The 22,639-nt window shown below is 59.2% G+C and carries 18 protein-coding genes; 8 read left to right on the top strand and 10 right to left on the bottom strand.

The window, feature by feature from the left end:
• Positions 1–17: 17 nt before the first annotated feature.
• From IVB18_RS10990 to IVB18_RS11000, 3 genes are all read right to left on the bottom strand, one after another.
• Positions 18–809 carry an inositol monophosphatase family protein gene (locus tag IVB18_RS10990; protein ID WP_256476720.1) on the bottom strand — a complete coding sequence of 264 codons (792 nt, stop codon included), beginning with the start codon at positions 807–809 and terminating at the stop codon, positions 18–20.
• A gap of 65 nt (positions 810–874) precedes the next feature.
• Positions 875–1,909: a helix-turn-helix domain-containing protein gene (locus IVB18_RS10995; protein ID WP_256476721.1), complete on the bottom strand. Its 1,035-nt coding sequence runs from the start codon at positions 1,907–1,909 to the stop codon at positions 875–877.
• Positions 1,910–1,922: 13 nt separating this feature from the next.
• On the bottom strand, positions 1,923–2,759 hold the full coding sequence (locus IVB18_RS11000) for a DeoR/GlpR family DNA-binding transcription regulator (RefSeq protein ID WP_247989187.1): 837 nt from the start codon (positions 2,757–2,759) through the stop codon (positions 1,923–1,925).
• 350 nt (positions 2,760–3,109) lie between these two features.
• Between IVB18_RS11000 and IVB18_RS11005 the strand changes: the two genes are divergently transcribed.
• From IVB18_RS11005 to IVB18_RS11025, 5 genes are read left to right on the top strand one after another with little or no spacing between them, the layout of a single operon-like run.
• Entirely contained in the window at positions 3,110–4,453 is a 1,344-nt protein-coding gene (locus IVB18_RS11005; RefSeq protein ID WP_247989188.1) for an aspartate aminotransferase family protein, read from the top strand.
• A gap of 18 nt (positions 4,454–4,471) precedes the next feature.
• Complete coding sequence (locus IVB18_RS11010) at positions 4,472–5,839, top strand: glutamine synthetase (protein WP_247989189.1); 1,368 nt, start codon at positions 4,472–4,474, stop codon at positions 5,837–5,839.
• 35 nt (positions 5,840–5,874) lie between these two features.
• Positions 5,875–7,257, top strand: coding sequence for an aldehyde dehydrogenase family protein (locus IVB18_RS11015; RefSeq protein WP_247989190.1), 1,383 nt, complete (start codon positions 5,875–5,877; stop codon positions 7,255–7,257).
• Between the two features lie 9 nt (positions 7,258–7,266).
• Positions 7,267–8,439 carry an iron-containing alcohol dehydrogenase gene (locus IVB18_RS11020; RefSeq protein WP_247989191.1) on the top strand — a complete coding sequence of 391 codons (1,173 nt, stop codon included), beginning with the start codon at positions 7,267–7,269 and terminating at the stop codon, positions 8,437–8,439.
• Positions 8,436–9,659, top strand: coding sequence for an allantoate amidohydrolase (locus tag IVB18_RS11025; RefSeq protein ID WP_247989192.1), 1,224 nt, complete (start codon positions 8,436–8,438; stop codon positions 9,657–9,659). Before IVB18_RS11020 ends, IVB18_RS11025 begins: the two co-directional genes overlap by 4 nt.
• A 606-nt stretch (positions 9,660–10,265) precedes the next feature.
• On the opposite strand, the gene galE is transcribed toward IVB18_RS11025, so the two are convergent.
• The 7 genes from galE to IVB18_RS11060 form a co-directional block, all read right to left on the bottom strand.
• Entirely contained in the window at positions 10,266–11,261 is a 996-nt protein-coding gene (gene galE, locus IVB18_RS11030) for a UDP-glucose 4-epimerase GalE (protein ID WP_247989193.1), read from the bottom strand.
• Between the two features lie 829 nt (positions 11,262–12,090).
• Positions 12,091–12,330, bottom strand: coding sequence for a hypothetical protein (locus IVB18_RS11035; RefSeq protein WP_247989194.1), 240 nt, complete (start codon positions 12,328–12,330; stop codon positions 12,091–12,093).
• A gap of 358 nt (positions 12,331–12,688) precedes the next feature.
• Positions 12,689–14,128: an undecaprenyl-phosphate glucose phosphotransferase gene (locus IVB18_RS11040; RefSeq protein ID WP_247989195.1), complete on the bottom strand. Its 1,440-nt coding sequence runs from the start codon at positions 14,126–14,128 to the stop codon at positions 12,689–12,691.
• 434 nt (positions 14,129–14,562) lie between these two features.
• Complete coding sequence (locus tag IVB18_RS11045) at positions 14,563–15,165, bottom strand: hypothetical protein (protein ID WP_247989196.1); 603 nt, start codon at positions 15,163–15,165, stop codon at positions 14,563–14,565.
• A 436-nt stretch (positions 15,166–15,601) separates the two neighbouring features.
• Positions 15,602–16,786 carry an acyltransferase gene (locus IVB18_RS11050; RefSeq protein WP_247989197.1) on the bottom strand — a complete coding sequence of 395 codons (1,185 nt, stop codon included), beginning with the start codon at positions 16,784–16,786 and terminating at the stop codon, positions 15,602–15,604.
• A complete protein-coding gene (locus IVB18_RS11055; RefSeq protein ID WP_247989198.1) occupies positions 16,783–17,802 on the bottom strand; it encodes a hypothetical protein in 1,020 nt (339 codons plus the stop codon). The genes IVB18_RS11050 and IVB18_RS11055 overlap by 4 nt, the downstream gene beginning before the upstream one ends.
• Before the next feature lie 49 nt (positions 17,803–17,851).
• Positions 17,852–19,066 carry an O-antigen ligase family protein gene (locus IVB18_RS11060; RefSeq protein WP_247989199.1) on the bottom strand — a complete coding sequence of 405 codons (1,215 nt, stop codon included), beginning with the start codon at positions 19,064–19,066 and terminating at the stop codon, positions 17,852–17,854.
• Between the two features lie 188 nt (positions 19,067–19,254).
• Between IVB18_RS11060 and IVB18_RS11065 the strand changes: the two genes are divergently transcribed.
• The 3 genes from IVB18_RS11065 to IVB18_RS11075 all read left to right on the top strand — a co-directional run bounded on the left by IVB18_RS11065 (position 19,255) and on the right by IVB18_RS11075 (position 22,626).
• On the top strand, positions 19,255–20,820 hold the full coding sequence (locus IVB18_RS11065) for a hypothetical protein (protein WP_247989200.1): 1,566 nt from the start codon (positions 19,255–19,257) through the stop codon (positions 20,818–20,820).
• 84 nt (positions 20,821–20,904) lie between these two features.
• Positions 20,905–21,828: a glycosyltransferase family 2 protein gene (locus tag IVB18_RS11070; RefSeq protein WP_247989201.1), complete on the top strand. Its 924-nt coding sequence runs from the start codon at positions 20,905–20,907 to the stop codon at positions 21,826–21,828.
• 72 nt (positions 21,829–21,900) lie between these two features.
• Positions 21,901–22,626 (top strand): FkbM family methyltransferase, encoded by a 726-nt coding sequence (locus IVB18_RS11075; RefSeq protein ID WP_247989202.1) that lies wholly within the window; start codon positions 21,901–21,903, stop codon positions 22,624–22,626.
• Positions 22,627–22,639: the final 13 nt, after the last annotated feature.

A 22,639-nucleotide genomic window follows, 5' to 3' on the forward strand; every position in this document is an offset into this window, starting at 1 on the left:
TCGTCCGCCTCTTGCGACTATTGCTTCAGGACGGCCAGGGCCTGTTTGAGCAGACTGTCGTTCGCCGCGGCGATCACGCGTCCGTCGGAGACCGGCGTGAGTGGCCGCCCATCCCAGTCGCGTATGATTCCGCCGGCGCCCTCGACCACGGGAATCAATGCCATGAAGTCGAACGACTTGAGCGACGTCTCTACGACGAGATCGCAATGGCCGGACGCCAGTAGCCCATACTGATAGCAGTCGCCGCCAAATCGTCGGAACATAGCCTTCTTGCTCAGCAAGTCATAGCGAGCCCAATCCTGCGGCGTAAAGAAGTCCGGCGAGGATGTATAGATCTGTGCGTCTTCCAATCTTGCCGTGCGGCTCACCTTGGCGGGCTTGCCGTTGAACGTGACCCCACGCGGCGTGCCGTACCACCGTTCGGCCAGCGCCGGCATGTCGATCATGCCGGCGACGACCGCGCCCTTGCGCTCGTCGGCGAGAGCGACAAGCGTGCCGAACAGCGGCATGCCAGAGATAAAGCTCTTCGTTCCGTCGATCGGATCGAGATACCAGGTGTAGCGATCGCCCAGGGTTGATCCCATCTCCTCGCCGAGGATGCCGTGATCTGGGAAGCGCGCGCTGATCAAGCGCCGCAATTCCACTTCGATCGCGCGATCGGCGATCGTCACCGGCGTCAGATCCTGCTTGCGTTCGAAATCGACGCTGGAACGAAAGTGGGTCAACGCTATCCGGCCGGCCATGTCGGCGAGCTCATGGAAGAACGAAGCGAGTTCGTTCGCAGAAACCTTGTCTTGAATGTCGTCCAATGCTTGCTCCAGGGGAAAGCACGTCGCGCATGAGCGGCGCAACGGCTGGCCTTGGGAATTCGGCTCTAAACCGTCTCGTGAAGCTCTTGCTTGTGGACGTCCCAATACGGGGACCCGAAAGCCCTGCGTGAAGAGGCCATTCGTGGCGAAGACGATCCGTTCGGTTCGGCAGCGCGCGTACCTGGGCCCGGCTGCGGCGCGGCCTCCGGTGCCTGGCGAACGTCTCGCGGGGCCACCTTGAAATGACGGCTGAAGCAGCGCGAGAAGTGCGAGACGTTCTTGAAGCCCACTTCGTAGGCGACCTCTGACACGGTACGGTGGCCCTTGGGATCGGCAACCAGGATTTCGTAGGCTCGCTGCAGCCGCTTGGTCTGCACGAACTGGCTGACTGTGGTTTCGTTGTCCGTGAATAGACTGTAGAGATAGCTCAGCGAGATTCGGCTGCTGGCCGCAATTTTCTTCGGTGACAGCGACTGGTCGCCGAGATGGCTTTCAATGAAATCAACGATCCTGCGGCGCAGATGATAGCGCGCATTGCGGACGTCTGTGGCGGCGCCCCGGTCCTCCGAGCCGATCGTGAGCGCTACGAAGCTGATAACTTCGGTCGCAAGCGCCTGTGGATTCGGCGCCGGAAACTCGATGAACAGCTCGGCCACGTTTCCGATCATTCCGGCCATAAGGCGGGTCATCTGTTGGTTCGGCTTGAAGCGTCGGCTGATGTGATCCTCGATCGAGATGAGACGTCCGCGCAGCTCCGCGGCCGGGATCCGAAGCACCAGAAAGCGTGCGGTCTTGTCGGACGACAATTCGTAGAAGGCGAGTTCGCTGAGCAGGACATATTCGCCAGTTCGGGCAATACCGACGCGGCCGTCCTGACTGAATGCCACACATCCTGTCAGAGGAAATACAAGCACATAGGAAGCATCGTGGATGCTGGAGATGCGCTTCCAACTGCAGGTGAAGGCTTGGTGCGGCGCGACGAGTTCAAGATCCAGGCGTCCGATCCTGGTTCGCTGATGCGGTGCAGGACCCTTGTCTCCGCCACCATCATCAAGGCCAGTATACTCCTCGCGAGAAGCAAGAGATGTGAGGCTTGCCATGGTTTGGTCTTTCTCAGGGTTGGGCAACTATCAACTCCGTTCCGGCTTCACGGAGTGCCGTTGCCAGAGCTCCTTCCGGTTGCCGGTCGGTAACCAGACGGTCGATATCGGTCCAATGCGCAAACACGGTCAGAGCGCGCTGGTCGAACTTGCTGTGATCGGCGACAAGGATCGCTTCCGCAGCGCGCTTCACCATCGCGCCATAGATCGCGCCGGCCTCATCATCCGCATCGTTCGCGCCCCGGGCGCTGATGCCTGTCGCACTCACGATGGCACGGTTGGCCTCGTAGCTGTTGATGTTGGCGATCGTCTGTGTACCGAACACGTAGCCTTCGGTCGGGTGATAGCGGCCTGGGCAGCACAGCACCCGGATGGATGAATTGACCGCGAGCGCGCCCGCAATCGCATAGTCGTGCGTGATAACCGTGATGTCGCGCGCGCGCGAAGCCAATCGTCTCGCGATATGAAACGTCGTGGCGCCCGCGGCCAGCATCAGGACTTCGTTTGGTAGAACGAGGTCGGCGATCACGGCGGCGATCGCTTCGCGTTCGGCGATCATGAGCGCCTTGCGATCGGTGAGAGCCGGTTCGAGCGCAAACGGGCGGGAAGCGCCGCCATAGGTTCGGTTGATGAGCTTCTGTTCCTGAAGCTCCACGAGGTCTCGGCGTATGGTTTCGCCGGATACACCAAGCACCGCGGCAATCTCGGAGGCTCGCAGAGTAGGAGCGGCGGTGAGTTGGGCGATGATGTGCTTGTGTCGCGCCAGCTTCGAGAGGCGATCGCCATCGGTCTTTCGCGGCCGTTTGTCGGCCAGTGGGGCGTCGCTGGTTTGCAACCGCTCGCTCGTCATTCAGCTGTCCTCGCCGTCCCGAACGCAGCCGGTCGTCGGCATGAGTGATCCTTTCTCAGGGCGGGTTGGGAGGCCACACTAAGTTTGTGGCAAGTCCCGCAAATTTTGTGCAGTCGACTGCCTACAATCTTCGCAACGTGTCGTCCTCTTGCATGCAACAGGTTGAGATGTAAGGCGTATCTTTGGTTGCGTGGAGTTGTGTGTCTGACGCTCTGATGTCTTTTGCCTCTGATCCGCTTTGTCATTGTGGGAATTCACACATTTCTCCAAGCTGATCGTGGAATGGTCGCGGCGCGGTCGCCGCGGCGATCGCTTTGACTTGCGCAAGGCGCGGTCAGAGGAGGCGTGTGGTGCAGCAGGAAAGAGAAATTCTGGCGTTGAACGCCTTCGACCAGAGCCGTGCGTCCGTGATGGGCGCCGAACTCGGGGAGGCTGTGCAACGACGCCTGCGGTCCTTCGGCAAGGCTTCGGTCCTGTTTTACCAGGAGCCGATCCGAATGGAGCGCGCCGAGGGCGTCTACATGTTCGACGTCGACGGCCGCCGATATCTCGATCTCTATAACAACGTCCCATCGGTCGGGCATTCGCACCCCCGCGTCGTCGAGGCCATTCGCCGCCAGGTCGGCGTGCTCAACACCCACACGCGCTATCTCAACGACGTGGTCGATGCCTATGCGGAGCGCTTGTTGGCGACATTCCCATCCGAAATCGATCATCTGGTGCTGACGTGCACTGGTAGCGAGGCTAACGATCTCGCGCTGCGGATCGCGAAGGTCGCAACCGGCCGGGCCGGCTTCATCGTCACGGAGACGGCGTATCACGGCAACACCACAGCCGTGACCGACGTATCGCCGTCCTCACGTCCCGGCCAACCATTGCCGTCCCATGTGCGTGTGGTGCCAGCGCCTGAGATGTTCCGCAATCCCGTCGGCGATCCCGGTAGGCGTTTCGCCGACAGTGTTGCGGCGGCAATTACCGATCTCGAGCGAAGCGGTGTCGGGTTTGCAGGGCTGCTGGTGGACACGATCTTTTCGAGCGACGGTGTCTACGCCGAACCGGCCGGCTTCCTGGCACCGACCATAAAGCTCGTCCACGAACGCCGGGGGTTGTTCATCGCCGACGAGGTGCAGCCCGGTTTCGGACGCACCGGCGCAGCCATGTGGGGCTTCGCTCGCCATGGTGTTGTCCCCGACATCGTGACCATGGGCAAGCCCATGGGCAATGGCTTTCCCATGGGAGGCGTCGCTCTGCGTGCACCGCTGCTCGATCGTTTTGCGGCGGAAGTGAAGTACTTCAACACGTTCGGCGGCAATCCGGTGGCCGCAGCGGCTGGGCTTGCGGTGCTCGACGTGATCAAAGATGAGGGCCTGTTGCAGAATGCGCGCGAGGTCGGACGTCATCTGATGGACGGATTGCGCGAGATCGGCAATCGCCACATCCAGATCGGCGATGTTCGCGGCGCCGGTCTGTTCATCGGTCTCGAGCTCGTACTTGATCGTGAGAGCAAGGAGCCGGCGCCGGAGCTCGCCATCATGCTGATCAACCGCCTGCGCCAGCGCGGCTTCCTGATCGGCGCTACAGGACCATTCGGCAGTACGCTCAAGATTCGTCCGCCGCTGTGTTTCGGCACGGATCACGCGGATATGTTCATCACCGCTTGCGACGAAGAGTTGCAGGCGATTGCGCCGGCTTAAGGGGCTCGTTCAAAGTTCATGGGTGCAAGAAACGTAAAAACCGCTGCCGATGCTAAGGCTCTTGTCGAGGAACGGGGTCTGTCCCACGTCAAACTTGGGGTCGTCGATCTCGATGGAATCATTCGTGGAAAATATCTCGCGCGTGACAAGTTCTTTGGCGCACTGGAGAGCGGCCTCAGCTTCTGCGACATCATCTTCGGTTGGGATTCCAACGACCAGATGTACGACGCCGGCAAGTTTACCGGGTGGCACACGGCTTTTCCAGACGCCACTGCCCGCATCGATCCCGCGACCTGCCGCGATATCCCGATGGAAGAGAACATGCTGTTCTTCCTCGGCGAGTTCGAGGGCGAGGCGGAAAAGCTGTGCCCGCGCCGGCTGCTTCGCCGGGTCGTCGATCGTGCCGAAAGCATGGGACTTGCCCCGTCAGTGGCCGCCGAGTTCGAGTTCTTCGTGTTCGATGAAACCCCCCACAGCGTGCGGGAAAAGGGCTTTCGAGGGCTGAAGAATCTCACGCCGGGCTGGTTCGGCTATTCCATGCTGCGTGCCTCTGTGGAGTCGGAACTCCATCGCTCGCTCCTCAAGCTGTGTGACGAGATGGACATGCCGATCGAGGGCCTGCACACCGAGACCGGGCCCGGTGTCCTGGAAGCCGCGATCCAGTACACCGATGCGCTCGCGGCTGCCGATCGAGCGGTGCTGTTCAAGACCTTCTCCAAGATATGGGCCGAGCGTCAGGGCAAGATGCTCACCTTCATGGCCAAATGGTCGAACGCGTATCCTGGACAATCCGGGCACCTGCATCTTTCGCTGCGCGACAAGGACGGCGATCCGGTATTTTACCAGAGCGGACGCCACGGCAACATGTCCGACACCATGCGCTGGTTTGTCGGCGGCCAGCAGGCACTGCTGCCGGAACTGCTTGCGATGGTCGCATCGACCGTGAACAGCTATTCCCGTCTGGTGCCGGGCTTCTGGGCGCCGACGGATGCGACCTGGGGAATCGAGAATCGCACCTGTGCGCTGCGGGTCATTCCCGGCAAGCCGGCGAGCCAGCGTGTGGAATACCGGGTCGCTGCCGCCGATATCAATCCGTACCTTGCGATCGCCGCGGCACTGGGATCGGGGCTCTGGGGGATCGAGCACAAAATCGAACCGAGCGAGCCAGTCGCCGGTAATGCCTATGTGCGTACGCACCCGCCCGAGCGTGCGTTTCCGCGCACGCTGTCGGAAGCCGCCGAGCGATTGATGGCTTCGCAGGCGGCCCGCAATCTGTTTGGAGACGTCTTCGTCGATCACTACGCCATGACACGGCAGTGGGAGGAACGCGAATTCCGCAAAGCCATCACCGATTGGGAGCTTGCGCGCTACTTCGAGATCACCTGATCCCGTTCCTCCTTCCCTCGAACGAGTGACCTACCGTGAGCGATATTATCTGCATTTCACCGATCGATGGCAGCGAGGTGGCCCGGCGCCCAATTGCAACTGACGCGGAGATCGCGACTATCCTTGCGCTGGCGCGACAGGCCCAGCAGCAGTGGTCGACGGTCCCGCTCGCAGAGCGTAAGGGGAGGATGCTTGCCTTCCTTGATGTGATGCGGACGCAGAACGACGAGGTCGTTCCGGAACTTGCCATGCAGATGGGGCGACCTGTGCGCTACGGCGGCGAACTGCGCAGTCTCGAGGAGCGCGTTCGCGGGCTGGTAGAGCTCAGCGATGAGGCGCTGGCCCCCGTCGCGCACGAGCGCGCCGGCTTTCGGCGCATGATCAAGCGGGTTCCCGCAGGCGTTGTGCCGGTGATCGCGCCCTGGAACTATCCTTACCTGACGGCTGTCAACGCGATTGTCCCGGCGCGGCTGGCCGGCAACGCCGTGATCTTGAAACATGCCGCGCAGACCTTGCTCGTCGGTGACCGCCTCCAGTCCGCGATGGACCTCGTCGGCTTACCGAAGGGGCTGTTCAGGACGCTGACGCTCGACCATTCCGCGACCGAAAAACTGATCTCATCTCGTTCGGTCGATCATGTGAATTTCACGGGATCGGTTGCCGGCGTTCGCGCGGTCGAACGGGCGGCGGCCGGGACCTTCATCAGTCTCGGGCTGGAATTGGGCGGGAAGGATCCGGCCTATGTGCGGCCCGATGCCGACTTTGATTTTGCGGTCGAGCAACTCGTGGATGGCGCGTTCTACAATTACGGCCAATGCTGTTGTGGGATCGAGCGCGTCTATGTGCACGAACAGATCTACGATCGCTTCGTCGGCGCATTTGCCGATCTGACCTCTCGCTACCGGCTCGGCAATCCGTTGTTGCAGGATACGACCTTGGGTCCGATGGCGGCGACACGTTTCGCCGACACGGTCCGTGCGCACGTCGACGAAGCTCTCGCCAGGAACGCCCGTCCGCTGATCGATCCGAAACAATTCTCCGCCGACAGCGGGGGCACGGCATATCTGATGCCCCAGGTTCTCGTCGACGTCGATCATTCCATGTGGGTGATGATGGAAGAGAGCTTCGGTCCCGTGGTCGGTATCATGAAGGTCTCGTCCGACCAGGAGGCCGTCGTACTCATGAACGACAGCCCCTACGGACTGACGGCGTCGGTCTGGACCGAAGATGCTGCCGCGGCCGAACGCGTCGGCGACGCTACCGCCACAGGCACCGTGTTCATGAATCGCTGTGATTATGTCGATCCCTCACTCGCATGGACCGGCGTCAAGGACTCCGGGCGCGGCCTCGGCATGTCGCGCCTCGGCTTTGAGGCGCTGACCCGATCGAAATCATTCCACCTTCGCATCGAGCACTGAGAGCCGCATATGGACGTTCATATCACCGGGGCCTGGAATTTTCCGACGCGCGTCACCGCCGGTCCGGGCCGGATCGCCGAACTTCCCGAGGCCTGCCGGACATACGGCCTGGCCAGGCCATTGCTGGTCACCGACCACGGTCTTGCCAAGACCGATCTCATCACCGGCGTTGTCAGCCGCGTTCGCGAGGCGGGCATACCGCTCGGCATATTTTCCGATGTGAAGACAAATCCGACCGAAGCGAACCTGATCGCCGGGGTGGGCGCATTCAAGGCCGGTAGTCATGACGGCGTGATCGCGGTCGGCGGAGGTTCGGCGCTGGACGTCGGAAAATGCGTGGCGTTCATGGTGGCGCAGTCGCGGCCGGTATGGGACTTCGAGGACATCGGCGACTGGTGGACCCGCGCCAACACGGACGGCATCGTGCCGATCATCGCCGTGCCGACCACGGCCGGCACGGGTTCCGAGGTGGGCCGTGCCGGTGTGATCACGCGTGAAGACACCCATGAGAAGAAGATCATCTTCCATCCCGCGATGATGCCGAAGATCGCGATCGAGGACCCCGAGCTTGCGGTCGGCCTCCCGCCATTTCTCACGATGGCGACGGGCATGGACGCGCTGTCTCACTGCTTTGAGGCCTATTGCGTCAATGCGTTTCATCCGCTCGCCGACGGCATTGCCCTTGAGGGGATGAAGATCGTCGACACCTACCTGCCGCGCGCGGTCGAGAATGGTCGCGATCTCGCGGCTCGATCCTACATGTTCGCCGCGGCGTCGATGGGGGCCACCGCATTCCAGAAGGGACTGGGCGCCATCCACTCGGTGTCCCATCCGATCGGTGCGCGATACGATACCCATCATGGGCTTACCAACGGCGTGGTCTTTCCCTATGTTCTCGTCTGCAACAGGCGTGCGATCGCCGACAAGATCCCGCACATTGCCCGGACGCTGAATCTGCCGGGACGGGATTTCGATGCTGTTCTGTCCTGGATCCTGGCCCTTCGGAAGAAGCTTGGCGTGCCGCACACGCTCGCGGAGCTCGGTGTGAAGGAGGCCGATGCGAGGGCAATTGCGGCCGATGCCGTCAAGGATCCGACTGCGGGCGCCAATCCCCGGCGGTTGGCCGAACCAGAGTTCGAGCAATTGACGCTTGCAGCGATTCGCGGCGATCTCGGAACATGACCGCCTTGCACGATCTCATCGCAAGTTTCGCGGCGATTGGCGCGACCGACGACGGCGGCGTTTGCAGGCTTGCGGCAACGGCGCTCGACAAGCGGGCTCGCGACCTTTTCCTGCGCGAGATCAGCAGCCGCGGCCTTGTCCCGAGGATCGACGCGATCGGTAACATGTTCGGCGTCGCAATTCTCGAACCTGCATCGGACGACGTCGTGATCGCCGGTTCGCACCTCGATTCCCAGCCGACGGGCGGACGATACGATGGTGCTTATGGCGTGCTGGCAGGGCTCCTTGCGGTTGATGCGGTCGCGGAGCGCTGTCTTGCCAACCCCGGCGCCGCACGACGCAACCTAGCCGTCGCGAACTGGACCAACGAGGAAGGAGCGCGGTTTCAGCCGAGCCTGACCGGCAGCTCCGCTTTCGCCGGCAGCTTGAGCTTGCAGGATGCCTATGCCTGTGCGGACGGCGACGGCGTTACGCTCGGCGCGGCGCTGGCCGCGATCGGCTACTGTGGTGTCACGCCGCTCGAGTATCGCCCCGTACGTTATGTGGAACTTCACGTCGAGCAGGGCGATCGGCTCGAGCAGGTTTCACGGGACATTGCCGCGGTTTCCGGCGCCTGGATGACGCGAAAACTGTCGGTCGTCTTCGACGGTGATTATTCGCACACGGGCCCGATGCCGATGGCCCTGCGTCGCGACGCCTTGCGCGCGGCGGCTCGTGCGATCGAAGCCCTCTACGTCGAAGTCGCACGCGAAAACGCGGGTGCGCACGCCTCCGCGGCGCGCATCAGCGTTTACCCGAATTCGCCGAATGTGGTAGCAGGCCGAGCTAGAGTCTGGTTCGAGATCCGACACGAAGAAGAAGCCGTGGTTGCCGCCATCAGTGACCGTTTTCTGAAGCGGATCGAACGCGAGGCTCGCGAGATCGGAGTCGACATTTCGATCGCCGCCGACGACAGGCGGGCGGCCCCCTTGCTCGACCCGGCTGGCGTCGAGTTGATCCTGGCCGTTGCGAGCGATCTCGGCTGCAAGGCCATGACACTCAAGACCATCACGGGGCATGACGCGTTGGCGATCCAGAAACGCATCCCGGCGTCGCTCATATTCGTGCCGAGCCAGGGTGGGCTCAGCCACAATCCGCATGAATTCACGGCACCTGAAGCTCTCGACAAGGGCTATGCCGTGCTGGCTGAGACGTTGTGGCGCATGGTCACTGCCGGGTAACGATTCGTCCCGCAATCCAGACCCCAAGATCAGGTCCGGGCCACACGCCCTGACCACGGGATCTGTGTCTGCATACGCAGACCACTCGGGATGATCCGATCACTTCGATCACCACAGTGCAACGAACGACTATGATCGTGCGACGGATACCCAGTTCGCCCCAGCCAGCCCTCAAAGCACTAAGTTCGTTATATAAGCAGCTCTATTCTTGCCAAATTTTTGAGCGCGTTTGGAATGGGATTCCATTTCTGAATCTCGAAAATCGAACTAGGCATCGCGCGTTATGTGACGATATCGACCATCTCCACTGCTTTCATCTCAAGATATACCGCGGGGGTAAGTTGGGGCAGGTCCGTCAGGTCTTCATCGTAGAATAGGGTATTACGACGAGCAAATCGGACAACCAATCGAATGATGCGCTTGTGCGCATTCGGCACCGACATCGATGGACGTTACACAAGCGGGCCGGGCCATGGCTGGGGCGAGAACGCGCCTGGGATAGGCCTCAATGGGCGAACCCGTCCCTTGCCAGGATGCCCACAATGAGGAACCAACGCCCCTCTCCTTGAGGGCCCCGTCAGGTATCGATGACGGATGCCTCGACGGTCAGGCCCGCTTTAAAGGATGCGCATTCTGATGCCAAGCCCATGCCGTCCGGATGATGGTCGGCAGGTCGGAATGACGAGGGACGAAGTTCAGCACATGGCGCGCTGCCGAGGGATTGGCGACCAGGAAGGTCGGATCGCCCGGCCGTCGCAGCTTGACAACATGAGGCACCTCGCGCCCGGTCTCCTGCTTAATCGCGGATAGAATTTCGCGCACGGAGAAGCCCGAGCCGGTGCCGAGATTGAAACTGCCGCCCGCATGTCCTTCGAGCAGCAGCTTGAGCGCGGCAATATGAGCTGCGGCGAGATCAGTGACGTGGATGTAGTCGCGGATCGCGGTGCCATCCGGCGTATCGTAGTCGTCGCTGAACACGGCGAAATCGCCGACATGCCCCTGTAACGCCATCATGGCGCGCGGAATGAGATGCGTCTCGTTGTCGCGCAACTCGCCGATGCCGCCGGCCGGATCGGCGCCGGCCGCGTTGAAATAGCGCAGGCAGAAGACACCGAAGCCGTAGGCCGAGCGATAGTCGGAGAGCATGCGCTCGATCATCCATTTCGATGCGCCGTAGGGGTTGATGGGCGTGCAGGGAAAGTCCTCCGGCAGTGCCTTGGAGTCGGCGTTGCCATAGACCGCGCCGGTCGAGGAGAACACAATGCGATTGTATCCGGCATCGCGCATGGCCTTGAGCAGCGACAGCGTGCCTTGCACGTTGTTGATGTAGTATTTCTGCGGGTCCGCGACCGACTCTCCGACCAGGCTGGCCGCCGCGAAATGTATCACAGCCGAAACCTTGTGCTCGGCAAAGGTGTGCGCCAGTGCTGCCTCGTCCAGCAGATCACCGGTGACGAGCGCACCCGTGGCAAAGCTGCGATGTCCGGTGGAGAGGTTGTCATAGACGATGGGCTGATAACCCGCCGCGGCCAGCGCCCTGCAGCAATGCGAGCCGATATAGCCGGCGCCTCCGGTGACAAGGACAATCGGTTGGTCGGTCATGTCGTCACTGTTTGCTTCACTTGGGGGCCTTGAGAGATGGTTCCAGTTGATTGATCAATAAGAGGGCGAAGGTCGTGGTCAAACGGTCCGTGCTAGAGCAGGCAGGGGTGAGCGTTCGACGGCGTGTTTGACCCACTACCCACGTGATGCCGAATGGGACTGTTGCGCCGCAGGTCCGCATCGACTTGGTTCGCGTCTCCTCGCTTGTCGTAGAGCTCACGGCTGAATATGCCGGGGCGCACAATATGGACGGGCGCGACGTTCAACTGGTTGCATTTCTGAAAATGGCCTTCAGCAGCGTAGCGGCGCACGCTGGCGGGCTGCTCAGCTGACGCGGGCTTTAGACGCTCCGCTGCACAATCCATTCTGAGCCCACGAATCGAGGTGTGGGGAAAGGGAAAGTCGCTGGAGTGAGCCGCCGGAGATGGCCGCTGTCCACTTCGATAACAACGGCAGAGGGTGATGAGGCAAGCACAGTGCCGTATATGATCGTGGCATGCCCCAAAAGGATAGGCAAATCGATGCCTACTGGCGGAAGGCCTTGCTGCCTGGTGCTGCTCGTCAACCAGACCAAGGCGCCAGTTTGAAGGGTCCAATTGAGAGTGTATGCCGCCCAACTCAATTTCAAACGCCGCGGTTAATTGCCGGCCGTTCGTACGAAGTTTGGATCTCCTAAATTTGATGGATGTCAAAACCGACTCGGTGACAAATTGTCGCCCGCGAGGTGCGCGTCTTCCTATCAGCCGGGACTATCACCTCATCTCGAAGGGATACCTTCCGACCTGTCAAGTGACTTCGGTTCCCCATGGTGATCCGCGGGGGATTACGTCTAGTCCTCGATCTCGGCCGCAATATCCATCGCCTTGAGGTTCCAGCTCCACGAGAGGATCAAAAGCAAAATGACCGGGCAGGCGGTCAAAACTATTGCTTTCAAATGCAGCTCCCGCATGGACTGAAAGAAAAATGGCGCGAACATCATCGTTATCGCAACGATCGCAGTCCCGGCGCTCAGATTGCTAAAGAACCTTGCTCGGATTCTCCGAATCTCGTTGTTGGCCGCCTTCCCCATGATCCGCCTCTGTAAGCTATCTGCGTGCTCTTACTTCCCTAAGCTGGCGGCGCCATAACATTCGCCGGGATCCGCTCACGAGCCAAATAAATGTTGTGGCCCCGCCTTTAGGCTTGGCAAAAGCCGAACATGGCCTGCGCGCCACTAGCGCGCATTTCGCCTAGAGTCATCCTTATCCGAGGGTCATGGGCGCGCAAGCCCAGCCCTCGGCGAGATAGTTACAACCCACGCTTCTAAAATGAGCTTGATGCTGCCGTTGCGGCTTGATTGTCCTTCACTGCCACGGTTCAGCAGCGAAAGCTTCTTCTACCCGCCAGCACAACGCCATCGCGAAATGAACACCTGTGGAATCGCGATCTCAGTAAGCATCTAGGCTCGAAAGCACAATCGCTGTACGCATTAAAATGCGAAGATCCAGCCAGATGCTCCAATTGGTAACATACCAGACGTCGTATTCGACGCGCTTTTTCATCAAGTCGATGGTTGGTGTTTCACCACGGAAGCCGTTGACTTGGGCCCAGCCAGTTAGGCCAGGCTTCACGTGGTGGCGATAAGCGTAGTTACTGATCATCTGATTGTAGTAGTTGTCGTGCGCAAGCGCGTGCGGGCGCGGGCCAACTAACGACATTTCTCCGCGCAGGACATTCCAGAGTTGAGGCAATTCATCGATGCTCGTCCTGCGCAAGAGACGCCCGATCCTGGTAACTCTCGCATCCCGTTTGCTTGCCTGCCTAATCTCGGGGCCATTATCCGAAACCGTCATGCTGCGAAATTTCCAGATATCGAACGGCGTGCCGTTGAAACCGCGTCGTGTTTGACGAAAAATGACGCTGCCCGGGGAGTCCAGCTTGATCAGAATCGCTATTATGATCAGTAGCGGGCCCATGCACAACAGCCCTAGAGAGGCCAAGCTGACATCGAGGCCGCGTTTCAGGGCACGTTCGGCGATTGAAAGAGGGGGCCGCTGGATTTCGATCGCCATCGTGCCGCTGAAGGGCACGAAAGGCCGTGACACGAGGTCCGCGATCGCAAAATCAGGCAGCAAGCGAACGGCATTTGGTACCTGGCGCAACCGTTGGCTCAGCTTTTGTAATGTTGGAAGTTCGTTCCAGTCGAAAGCGAGGAGAAATTCATCTGCTTCCGCCGCACGAGACCCTCGAACGATCTGGAGAACATCCCGGTCCCACGCTGCATCGTCGTGCTGCAACGTCAAATTCAGCACGACGTGATGCACGACCTCAAAACCGTTCTTGCGCAAATCCTTGAAACGGCTGGAGGTGAAATCGAGTGGTCTTGGGCTGAGCAACACGACCCGCCGCTTGAAGGAGTGGCCCTTGGCAAAGGATGAAGTCAAGACGAGGCGCCAGACCGCGCGGTGTGCGCCCAGGCCAATGAGGCCCATTACCGCGAACAAAATGATGGTGAAGCGGGATAGAACGGCCGTTGATTTCAACAGGAATGCAGCAACCGCCAGAATTGTCAGTGACAAGACCCAAACAAGGAGGATCTTGCGCGATTGCCAGCTCGCATTTAGCAGATTGTGACGGTCGTAGCCGCCTTGAACGAAAGCAATCGTGACAAATAGCATGGCCACGATCAAGCCGGCGCCCACTGAAAGCTCCTGGTCGGCCGGAATTCCCATGAGTTCACGATGAGCGAGGTTAGCGCAGATGTAGCTGAGCAGAACCAGCAGGAAATCGCCTGCCATGATGACGATTTGAAACGGTCTTTGCAGCGAAGGGCTACGACCGGTGACTGTAGAAGATAAATGCTTGGAACCGTATGTGGCTGAGGACATCGAGAGCCTCTTTCGAAAAGACTAGCCGCAGCAATGCATTACCCTTAGCGATCATTCGTCCCTCGCGCCCGTAGATCAGCGGAAGGATATTGCTCCATGCGTCTCATGAACTTGACGAATCTCAACCGCGAGATCCGGTGCTTCATGATGAGACAGCAGAAAGAAGGTTCGTGAGCGCAGAGATATGTCATGAGGACGCGACGTCGACGGCCGACCCTTGGTCCATATTCAGAGCGGCTTAATTCGCAAGCTCACCGACATCGGGTGCTTCACACAAGGTGTTATCGAGGTGCCAGGACGCGCAGGCACGGCGATGAGGAATTTGGGGCGCGCCGCGTGCTCGCGGGTTGTGTCGGAAGTGGCGACTCGGTCAACGGTGGAGGGGCGTCCGCAGTAAATTGCGAGGTGCTCCCGGAGAAGAAATAGAGGGTAGACTAGTCTGCTGACAGTTCGACCCAGTTGCTGTTGCCAGCCCCTCGATTGTTAACGCCACTATGCGGCGAATCCGGGGCTCGCCACCAGTCGGCTCCAATGTTGGCGACAACCTTCATGTTCGGATCCGACGTCTTCATGTCCATCTGCATGTACACTGCATCCACGCTTCCGGCAGCGAAGCTGCCCCGTCTCACCATCCACATCAGGTCGTTGCGGCCAGGCGGAGGACCGCCGACAAGGGTGCCTCCATCGGCTTGCACCTCGACCTTCATTTGGATGGCCAGATTCTTGGGAGCCATAGCGTCAAAATGGGCTCCAACGATCTCGTTTTCATTCTGGTCTTGCACGAGGGCCCATTCCTTTGTGGCGCGGAGGCGTACATACGTCTTTCCATTTGCCACGAGGATCTTTCCGTCCGAATTGGCGGGTTGGGGCGCGCCAAATTCTGGAAAGACCGAAGCTAGTCCTGTGACGGCCGTGAAGTCCGAAGGGGGGCCACCGTCATCAGGTTTGGAGGTGCCGTTGCACCATGATGACGTTTTGGGAGCGCCGGCGGGAAATGCCTCGCTGTAACCGGGAGTATTCTGCTCGATGACGTTCAACGAGAGTCCGGCCGCGACGGCTCCGCTTGACGAAACGGCGCCTTCTGGAGTGGCGACAAAAAACGCAGCCAATCCGATTGGCAAGAGCCAAGTCTGGAGCCGCCGAAGGGTGCGGACCGCACATCCAGGTGTTGTGAGCAGCAAGTGCATAGCGGAAAAATGATGAGCGTCAGACATAGGACCGACCCATAATCAGTTAAACTTCTCCGCCTATACCGTAGGCATCGAATACGTGGCCGACTTGACGAACATCAATTGGCTGAACGATTGGAACTGATGTCAGCGACGACGCAGGGCCGTTAATCGGAGCTGCAAGGCTGGGACGTCGTGCGTTCAGTTATTTGGCAGGGCCACGTGGCAACGTGTTGCAGGCCATGACGGTCAGGCGTTGCTCACTGTTCGCACGCACTGGCGCGAGCGTTCTGGCACCCAGCAACTACAGCTTATTGCTCAGGCGCGTGTCGTTACGCTCGGCTTGTCCGATATTTAGACCGTTTGTAGCTGAATACCAAGACGCCGACGGCGTCGTGCGCGCCCGTTTCGAGCCAAGATTGTCGATATAGCGCCGTGCTGGAGTCTCGATAAAAAAGTACGAGAGATACGCAATTGCGAAGATGATCGCGTAGCACATCGCGCAGAATGCGGACATCAAGCTGGTGGAAGCGTGAACCAGCTTGTCGGCAACCGCATTCATGACAATCAAAACGATGAGAGAATGCCACATGTAAAGTGAGTAGGTGAGTTGCCCAAGAGGGGCGAGGCGGTTCACAAATGTTGGCACGATCCGCTGCGTGTCGGCTGCGACCGCCGCGATCGATACGACATAGACGAGCCCGAGTGCAACCAGGTGGTGAACATACGTAATCATCGAGGCCAGCAGCAGCACGAAGGACAATAGCAAGAAGCGCCCGGGCGCAGGAATCACGCTGATTTTGTCTCGAAAGTGGAATAGGGAGACTCCAATCATGAAGGAGGGGAGCGCCCTGAAGGGCGGCCACACATCTACCCACGAGCGATCGACTGCGTTCTGGGCCAAGTCGACGACAATAGCAGCAACAAGGGTGAGGACAGCTGCCACGAGAAGTCCCAGCCTTGATCTAAGGCCCGCCCAGGCGAAAAGCGGGAACATCAGATACATCACCATCTCGGCGCCTATCGACCAAGACACGCTGCTAAACGAAATTCCATTGCCGCAGATCGCCATTGCGTTCAGGAGAAGTGCAGTCTCTGCGATGCAGCGAAGCTCGAAAGCCGGTTCGTGAGTCCCCGCCTTGCCGAGCGCGACAAATCCGAACCAGACAATGATAGAAATTAGTAGCGTCAACCAGTGGAGCGGCATGAGCCGTCCGACTCGTCTCTGAAGAAATGAGCCATAACCGGAGAGGGTATCGACCTTTCCTTGATACACGTGCGCGATCACGAATCCGGAGATCACGAAAAACAGGTCGACGAACAAAGCGAGGCCGCTCGGCAGCGTGGGCCGGACGGCCGCTGGAAAAAAGAATTCAAAAGAATGGCGAACGACGATACCGACGGAGGCGACGAATCTTAGCAGATCCAGGTGCAGCATCTCGTTGGATGCGGCGCGAAGAGCTGGCAGTCTCCACGATTTTGCAGTCATGGCACGTTGCTCCAGCGCCTTCTTGCTCGGCCCGGCGAGCCGCCCCGACGGACTTTGACCAATGCTCCCAAGGCCAAGGCGAGCACCAGAAGGGAGTCGTTCGACAAGGCATCGGTCGTTTTGATCGAGCCGGCGAAGGTGAGGCGCGAACCGGCCTCCATAAACTGGTGATAGCTTTGCGGGGCCTGATGAGAACCGTCATTGACGTTGGCAATCTTCCGCTCGCCCGAACCAGCCGTCGGCTCAAACGACCCGCCGTCCATGAGTTTCTCGCCGCCCCGCCTCGGCATCGGGGAGGGCGGGGGCGCTTCCGCGGGCGGCATTTCGATCGCTGATCCATGGAGCGGCGGGGCTGGACCTGCGCGAAATTCTTCCGCGCTCATCGAATAGAAGCCGATCGTCTTCCATTGGGTCGAGAGCTCAATCCAGTTGCTGCCGCCGATGCCTGGATTGTTACTGTGATCATCAAGATAGGGGGCCTTCGTATGCCGCCACCAGTCTGCGCCCACCATGGCCACGAGATGCAAGTTCGGATCGGTGGTCCTCATGTCCATTTGAACATAGACGGCATCCACGGTTCCGGCTGGGTAGGTCCCTCGAGCTTTGTACCAAAAATGGTTGTTATAGCCGGCTGGAGGAGCGTCGAAGGAAATGGTCGCGCCGGCCAGAGGGATTGCTTTCATAGGAATGGCCACATTCCCCACGAAGTCCGGGACGAAATGCCCTCCGGTCAGCTGGGTCTTAGACTGGTCCTGTACCAACGCCCATTCACCCGATTGCTTTATACGAACATAGGTCTTCGCGTTTGCGACCTCGATCGCCGCATTTGGATTCGAATAGGGCGGTGCTCCGACCTTGGGGTAGACTTGCCCCCAACCCTCAACCGCGCTGAAATCCGCGGGCGGCGACCATAGCCCCCCGTCGTTCCAGCCTTGGTACCAGTTGTAGCTCGGAGGCACTCCTGCGGGAAAACCTTCGCTATTCCCACGCGTGTTCTGTCTGATGAGATCGGACATTGAGAAGTCCATCGGCCGTTCCGTCTTTACGCTGTGCGAGAGTTGCGCGTCACTCGGCTGGAGACCATTTCGGCGACGTGAACCGGCCCGCATAGGAGAAGAACAGCGTCATCGACGTAAAATTGTCGATCAGGTTCTCGGACAAAAAATAGATGAGAAGCACGGTGTACATGGTTTTCGCCGCCCGCTCCTTCAGCGAAAACATTATGCTGAACACGAAAACGACAAAGAGCACGCAGTTCAACAGTCCGTATTCCGCCAGCACGCGCAGGTAATCGTTGTGCGGCGGCAGCGGCAACACGGTCAAGACGCCGGTCTGACTTGCACCGTAACCGAACAATATTCCGCCGAGCCCTAGCGACGAATAAATCTGCCATATGTTCGTCCAGTGGGTGATGCGGAAGAACGCGGACATGTCCGTCGTACCCGTCAAATCGATCAACTGCTTGGTTGACATTCGCGCGATGGTGCTCGGGTCGAGGCTCCAGATAAGCGCTATTGCGCTCAGACCCGTTATCAGTCGATCCAGCGCGCCAAGCGCGTAGGCGGCGAGGCTGGCTATTGCCAACAAGAAGAGCGCGACGAATACCTGTGGTCTCAACGGGAAGAAAGACCAGAGACCAATGGCGACGATGGTTGCCAATGCGGGGCCAACTCGGTTCATGATCGCAGCATTTACGAACTGCGCTATCAGGACCTTGTTTCCGAACCAGGGAGAAACGGCAAAGAATAGAGCCGAAAAGTAAAGCGCTGCGGTGTTTGTGTTCGGAAAATAGGAGAACACGTCAGGATATTCGATGCCGGTATAGACTTTCGTCTGGCCGACCACCTTGAAAAGTAGTGGCAGAGCCGCGAGTGCGTAGATGCACCGCTTCTCGGATCGGTGCAACCGCTCCGGCGTAGTGCGGCCTGCGACGTAGAATGAATAGATGGATAGGAGCTTCAAGCCGTCCGATAGCTCGAAAGCGCCAAAATTCACCAGATAGCTCGTACCTGTGAAGATACAGGCGAGCATCAGCAAGATCTTGTAAAAGGCACTGCCCTCTCTCGTTACCAGTACGTGGTAGGCGGACCATGAAATAAGCAGCAGGCTTGTCGAGTTGCTCAGGACGTTGAATACACTCGATCCGGTGAGGTGGTAGAGAAACGTCAAGCAGTTCAGGAACACGAGGCCGAGGCAGGTTACCACGAAGAACCGGCCGTGGACGGCCATCGAGGCGGAAGCGCGGTGTGATGTCTCTCTTCCCAGAGCCAGATCGTTCACAACCAACTTACTCCACTTCCCTGGCCGTACAGTTCCCGCGGTGCCCTGTTAGCAGCCTTAGCCTGCTCGAACTGGGCCAATCTCAGCGCTCAACATGTCGGCGATCGCTGAATCCGATTTGACGGTCGTCAATATCGGTCCGCGCGCTTCGGTGGAGGCTGCGGCAATCAGAAGAAGTGGAGTCGTCGGTGGAACGTAGAAGCACAATATTCGCCGGCGCCTTTGGTCTGTTATGGCGGCGACAGTGGATCATTTACCTGGCCGTTTTGCTGACGTCCGGGGTAGCCTTTCTTTACTACGCGACGGTCGGGGACCGGTTCGAGGCGTATGTGCTGTTGCGCGCCGGGCAGGGGATCAAGGAACGTTCCGGCAACGCGACCTCGCCTTTCGGGGAGGGCGTTGACCTTCAAAGCCGGATGGAATCACTGTCGCGCATCGCCAAGATCGACCAGGTCATTTTGGAAGCCGCGAAGAACGTTGGCTACGACAGGCTATCATCTGATTCTAACCCGACGCTCCTTGCCAGGTTTATGGCATGGGGGAAGGAAATCGATCTTCGGGATGTGTTCGCCAAGGAGCCGGCAGAGCCGCGGCCGCAGCCACAGGCGCGAGCGGAAGCAGAGGAAGACATAGAGCGTAACCAGTCTGGAATTCTCAGTCTGCGAGACCGCATCAATGCCAAGCAGGAGGGCCGATCCGACCTGTTGAGAATAACGTTCCGTCACAAGGATCCGTCGATCGCCGCTAGTTATCTGAACGAGCTCGCGAACGCATTGGTAACCGTTCAAAGTCTCGATGTTCAAATGCCGGGCGCGCAGGAGTTCTTTCAGCAGCAAACGAAGCGCCTCGAGGAAGAGGCAGAGGTCGCGGCTGCCGATCTGAAGCGTTTCTCCGTTGAGGCATCGATTTATGCCGTCGACGATCAGCGGCAACTCCTGCTCAAGCGCGCCAGTGATTTGGCCGCGCTGATCTCCACGACGCGGGGTGCAATCGAGGACAAGAAAGGGCAGAAACTTGCGATCGCGGACCAGTTGGCCGTCCTGCGGCCGGTCACGCAGTCCAAGACCGTGAGCCGAATGGTGAGCACGCTGGCAGGGCCGGACTCTCGAAGGCCCCTCGATTCCTCCGCTAAGCCGCCGGACCAGTTTGAGGAGCAGCCTCCCTTGCTTCTGATCAAGGTCTACCAGGACAACATGTCGACGCTGATGAAGATAAATGCCGACCTCAACGGGCAGATAGAGCTGCTGAATCAATTGGGTGCCGAGCTCGAGAAAGTGAGTAAGGAACTTGCATCGCTCTCTGCAAAAGAGGCCGAGTACGGAAGGTTGAAGCGCGTTCTCACGACCGCGTCATCAGCTGCGGCGCAGTATGCAGCCCGCATTCAGGAGGAGCAGATAAGCACCGAGGTCGCCAAAAAGAGCCAGCTTTCCAGCCTCAGAGTAGTGCAGAAAGCGATAACTCCAACGGCGCCTGTATTTCCTCAAGTCTCTCAACTCGTAGCCTTGGCGCTTGCCGGCGGCGTTCTGCTCGGTCTTGGAGGCGTCTTCGGGCCGGAACTCGCGAGAAGCACAATGCATGCCCACCCAAGTCTCGGAGGGGCCGTCGGGGATGACGATCCGGTAAGGAATCTGCTGTTGGTGGCCCGGCAAAGAACGGAAGGACTGAAGGACCTTCATTCTACCGGACGGGCAGACCTCAAAGAAGAAGCGGTTGTCGGCCCTGTTCCTCGATCGACCAGGATGCCTCCGCTCTAGGGATTAACATACAAACGAATCGCTGCAATTTTTACGTGGTGCGTCGGTGGCTCCTGATCGGCGCCAAGTGAGGAGACCTTCAGCATGAAGATTTTCAGCATTTGCTGCGTTCGAGACGAGAACGACATTGTCAGCGAGGCTCTGGAGGCCGCTCTAAGCTGGAGTGACAGGATATTCGTTTTTGACAATGGCAGTGTCGATGGAACGTGGGAAACGGTACAGGCCATCGCGAGCAGGAACTCGAAGATCGAAATCGTTGGTCATGACAATCGCATTTTCACTGACGAAATCCGCGGAGAAATATTCGAAATGCGTCGCGGTGTAGCATCTCCGGGAGATTGGTGGTGCAGGCTAGACTCAGACGAAATCTACATTGACGATCCGGCCCGCTTCCTCGCGCGCGTCCCGAACAGCTACGGCTTCGTCCTCTCTGCTACGTTCAATTTCTACTTCACCGACGTAGATCTTCGGAATTACGAACAGAGTCCTTCGGACTGGCTGGATCGTCCGGTGCAAGACAGGCTCAAATGTTATCAGAACAATTGGGGTGAACCCCGATTTGTCCGCCACCGCAACGATCTCCGCTGGGGCGGGTTGGTCTGGCCGCATAACCGGGGCCGGACATTTCCGTCGCGGATTCGCTTGAAGCACTTTCCGTACCGCTCGCCTGCGCAGATATCGAGCCGGCTGGAAATACGTCAAGGGCAACCGGCGCTATTCAAACACGAAGCCAACCGAACGCTTGCAACGGGCTTGCAGCCCGATTGGACAGACGAAGGCCTGGCGCCGATGCACGAGACAGCCTCCTGGCGGGATCGCGTGCGAAAGGCTGTCGAATGCGACGTCGATCGGGGAGATGGAATTTTCACCACGCGAAACGACCTGATGCCTCCGCTTCCGTCGCCGGCCGTGGACCTGGTCAAAGTTGGCTTGCGGCGCAGTCATGTGGGACGGGCAATTTTGTCACCAATTCTCAGGTGGCGTCGGAGCCAGTTCGGTTGGCGGTGAACATTTCGTCTCCATGACACACGCAAGCATCGACGGATTCGTCAGTGGACTAGAAATCAGGGAAGCAGAGACATGATAGTGAAGGACCGACTGAAATCGATCGTCAGATCAGCGGGTTATGAAATTCGGCGTCATCACCCGGATTTGGTGGAGTTTCTCCACTCACGGTCTGTCAACCTTGTTCTGGACGTCGGGGCTAACGAAGGCCAGTTTGCGCAAGAACTCAGGTTGCGAGGTTACACGGGCAGGGTTGTCTCTTTCGAGCCTGTCGTCGATGTGTTCGAACGGCTCAAGACGAACTGCTCAGCTGACGAGAAGTGGGATTGCCGAAACCTGGCTCTCGGCGAGACCATGGGCACCATCGAGATCAACGTCAGCAGGAATACGGCGATGAGCTCGATTGTCAGCCAAACGGAGGTCGGCCGCAACAGCATCTATGAGGCTGATGTGGTCCGCGTCGACAAGGTGCCGATCACGACGCTCGACTCGATGTATTCGGAATTCGCCGACGATCGTGTGTTCCTGAAGGTCGACACGCAGGGGTTCGAGCAGAATGTATTGCGAGGCGGCAAGAGTTCGCTTCATCGTCTTCTTGGCGTCCAGCTGGAATTGCCCCTCGTCCACCTCTATGAAGGCACCTGGAAGTTTGATGAGGCGCTCCACTTCATGCGGGAGGCCGGCTTCACGTTGAGCCAGATGCGCCCTGTGACTTACTATTCTCAGGATCCTGCGTCCCTGCTCGAGGTGGATTGCATATTCAGACGGGCTGACTACACCGACGGTGTCAGCTACCACTGACATCTGGGACATA

Origin of the sequence: Bradyrhizobium sp. 186 (assembly GCF_023101685.1) — a bacterium.
Lineage (GTDB): Bacteria > Pseudomonadota > Alphaproteobacteria > Rhizobiales > Xanthobacteraceae > Bradyrhizobium.

Coding starts and splice junctions, on each gene's coding strand:
- IVB18_RS10995 (WP_256476721.1), bottom strand. CDS start 1,909: ATGGCAAGCCTCACATCTCTTGCTTCTCGCGAGGAGTATACTGGCCTT.
- IVB18_RS11000 (WP_247989187.1), bottom strand. CDS start 2,759: ATGACGAGCGAGCGGTTGCAAACCAGCGACGCCCCACTGGCCGACAAA.
- IVB18_RS11010 (WP_247989189.1), top strand. CDS start 4,472: ATGGGTGCAAGAAACGTAAAAACCGCTGCCGATGCTAAGGCTCTTGTC.
- IVB18_RS11020 (WP_247989191.1), top strand. CDS start 7,267: ATGGACGTTCATATCACCGGGGCCTGGAATTTTCCGACGCGCGTCACC.
- IVB18_RS11025 (WP_247989192.1), top strand. CDS start 8,436: ATGACCGCCTTGCACGATCTCATCGCAAGTTTCGCGGCGATTGGCGCG.
- galE (WP_247989193.1), bottom strand. CDS start 11,261: ATGACCGACCAACCGATTGTCCTTGTCACCGGAGGCGCCGGCTATATC.
- IVB18_RS11035 (WP_247989194.1), bottom strand. CDS start 12,330: ATGGGGAAGGCGGCCAACAACGAGATTCGGAGAATCCGAGCAAGGTTC.
- IVB18_RS11040 (WP_247989195.1), bottom strand. CDS start 14,128: ATGTCCTCAGCCACATACGGTTCCAAGCATTTATCTTCTACAGTCACC.
- IVB18_RS11050 (WP_247989197.1), bottom strand. CDS start 16,786: ATGACTGCAAAATCGTGGAGACTGCCAGCTCTTCGCGCCGCATCCAAC.
- IVB18_RS11055 (WP_247989198.1), bottom strand. CDS start 17,802: ATGTCCGATCTCATCAGACAGAACACGCGTGGGAATAGCGAAGGTTTT.
- IVB18_RS11070 (WP_247989201.1), top strand. CDS start 20,905: ATGAAGATTTTCAGCATTTGCTGCGTTCGAGACGAGAACGACATTGTC.
- IVB18_RS11075 (WP_247989202.1), top strand. CDS start 21,901: ATGATAGTGAAGGACCGACTGAAATCGATCGTCAGATCAGCGGGTTAT.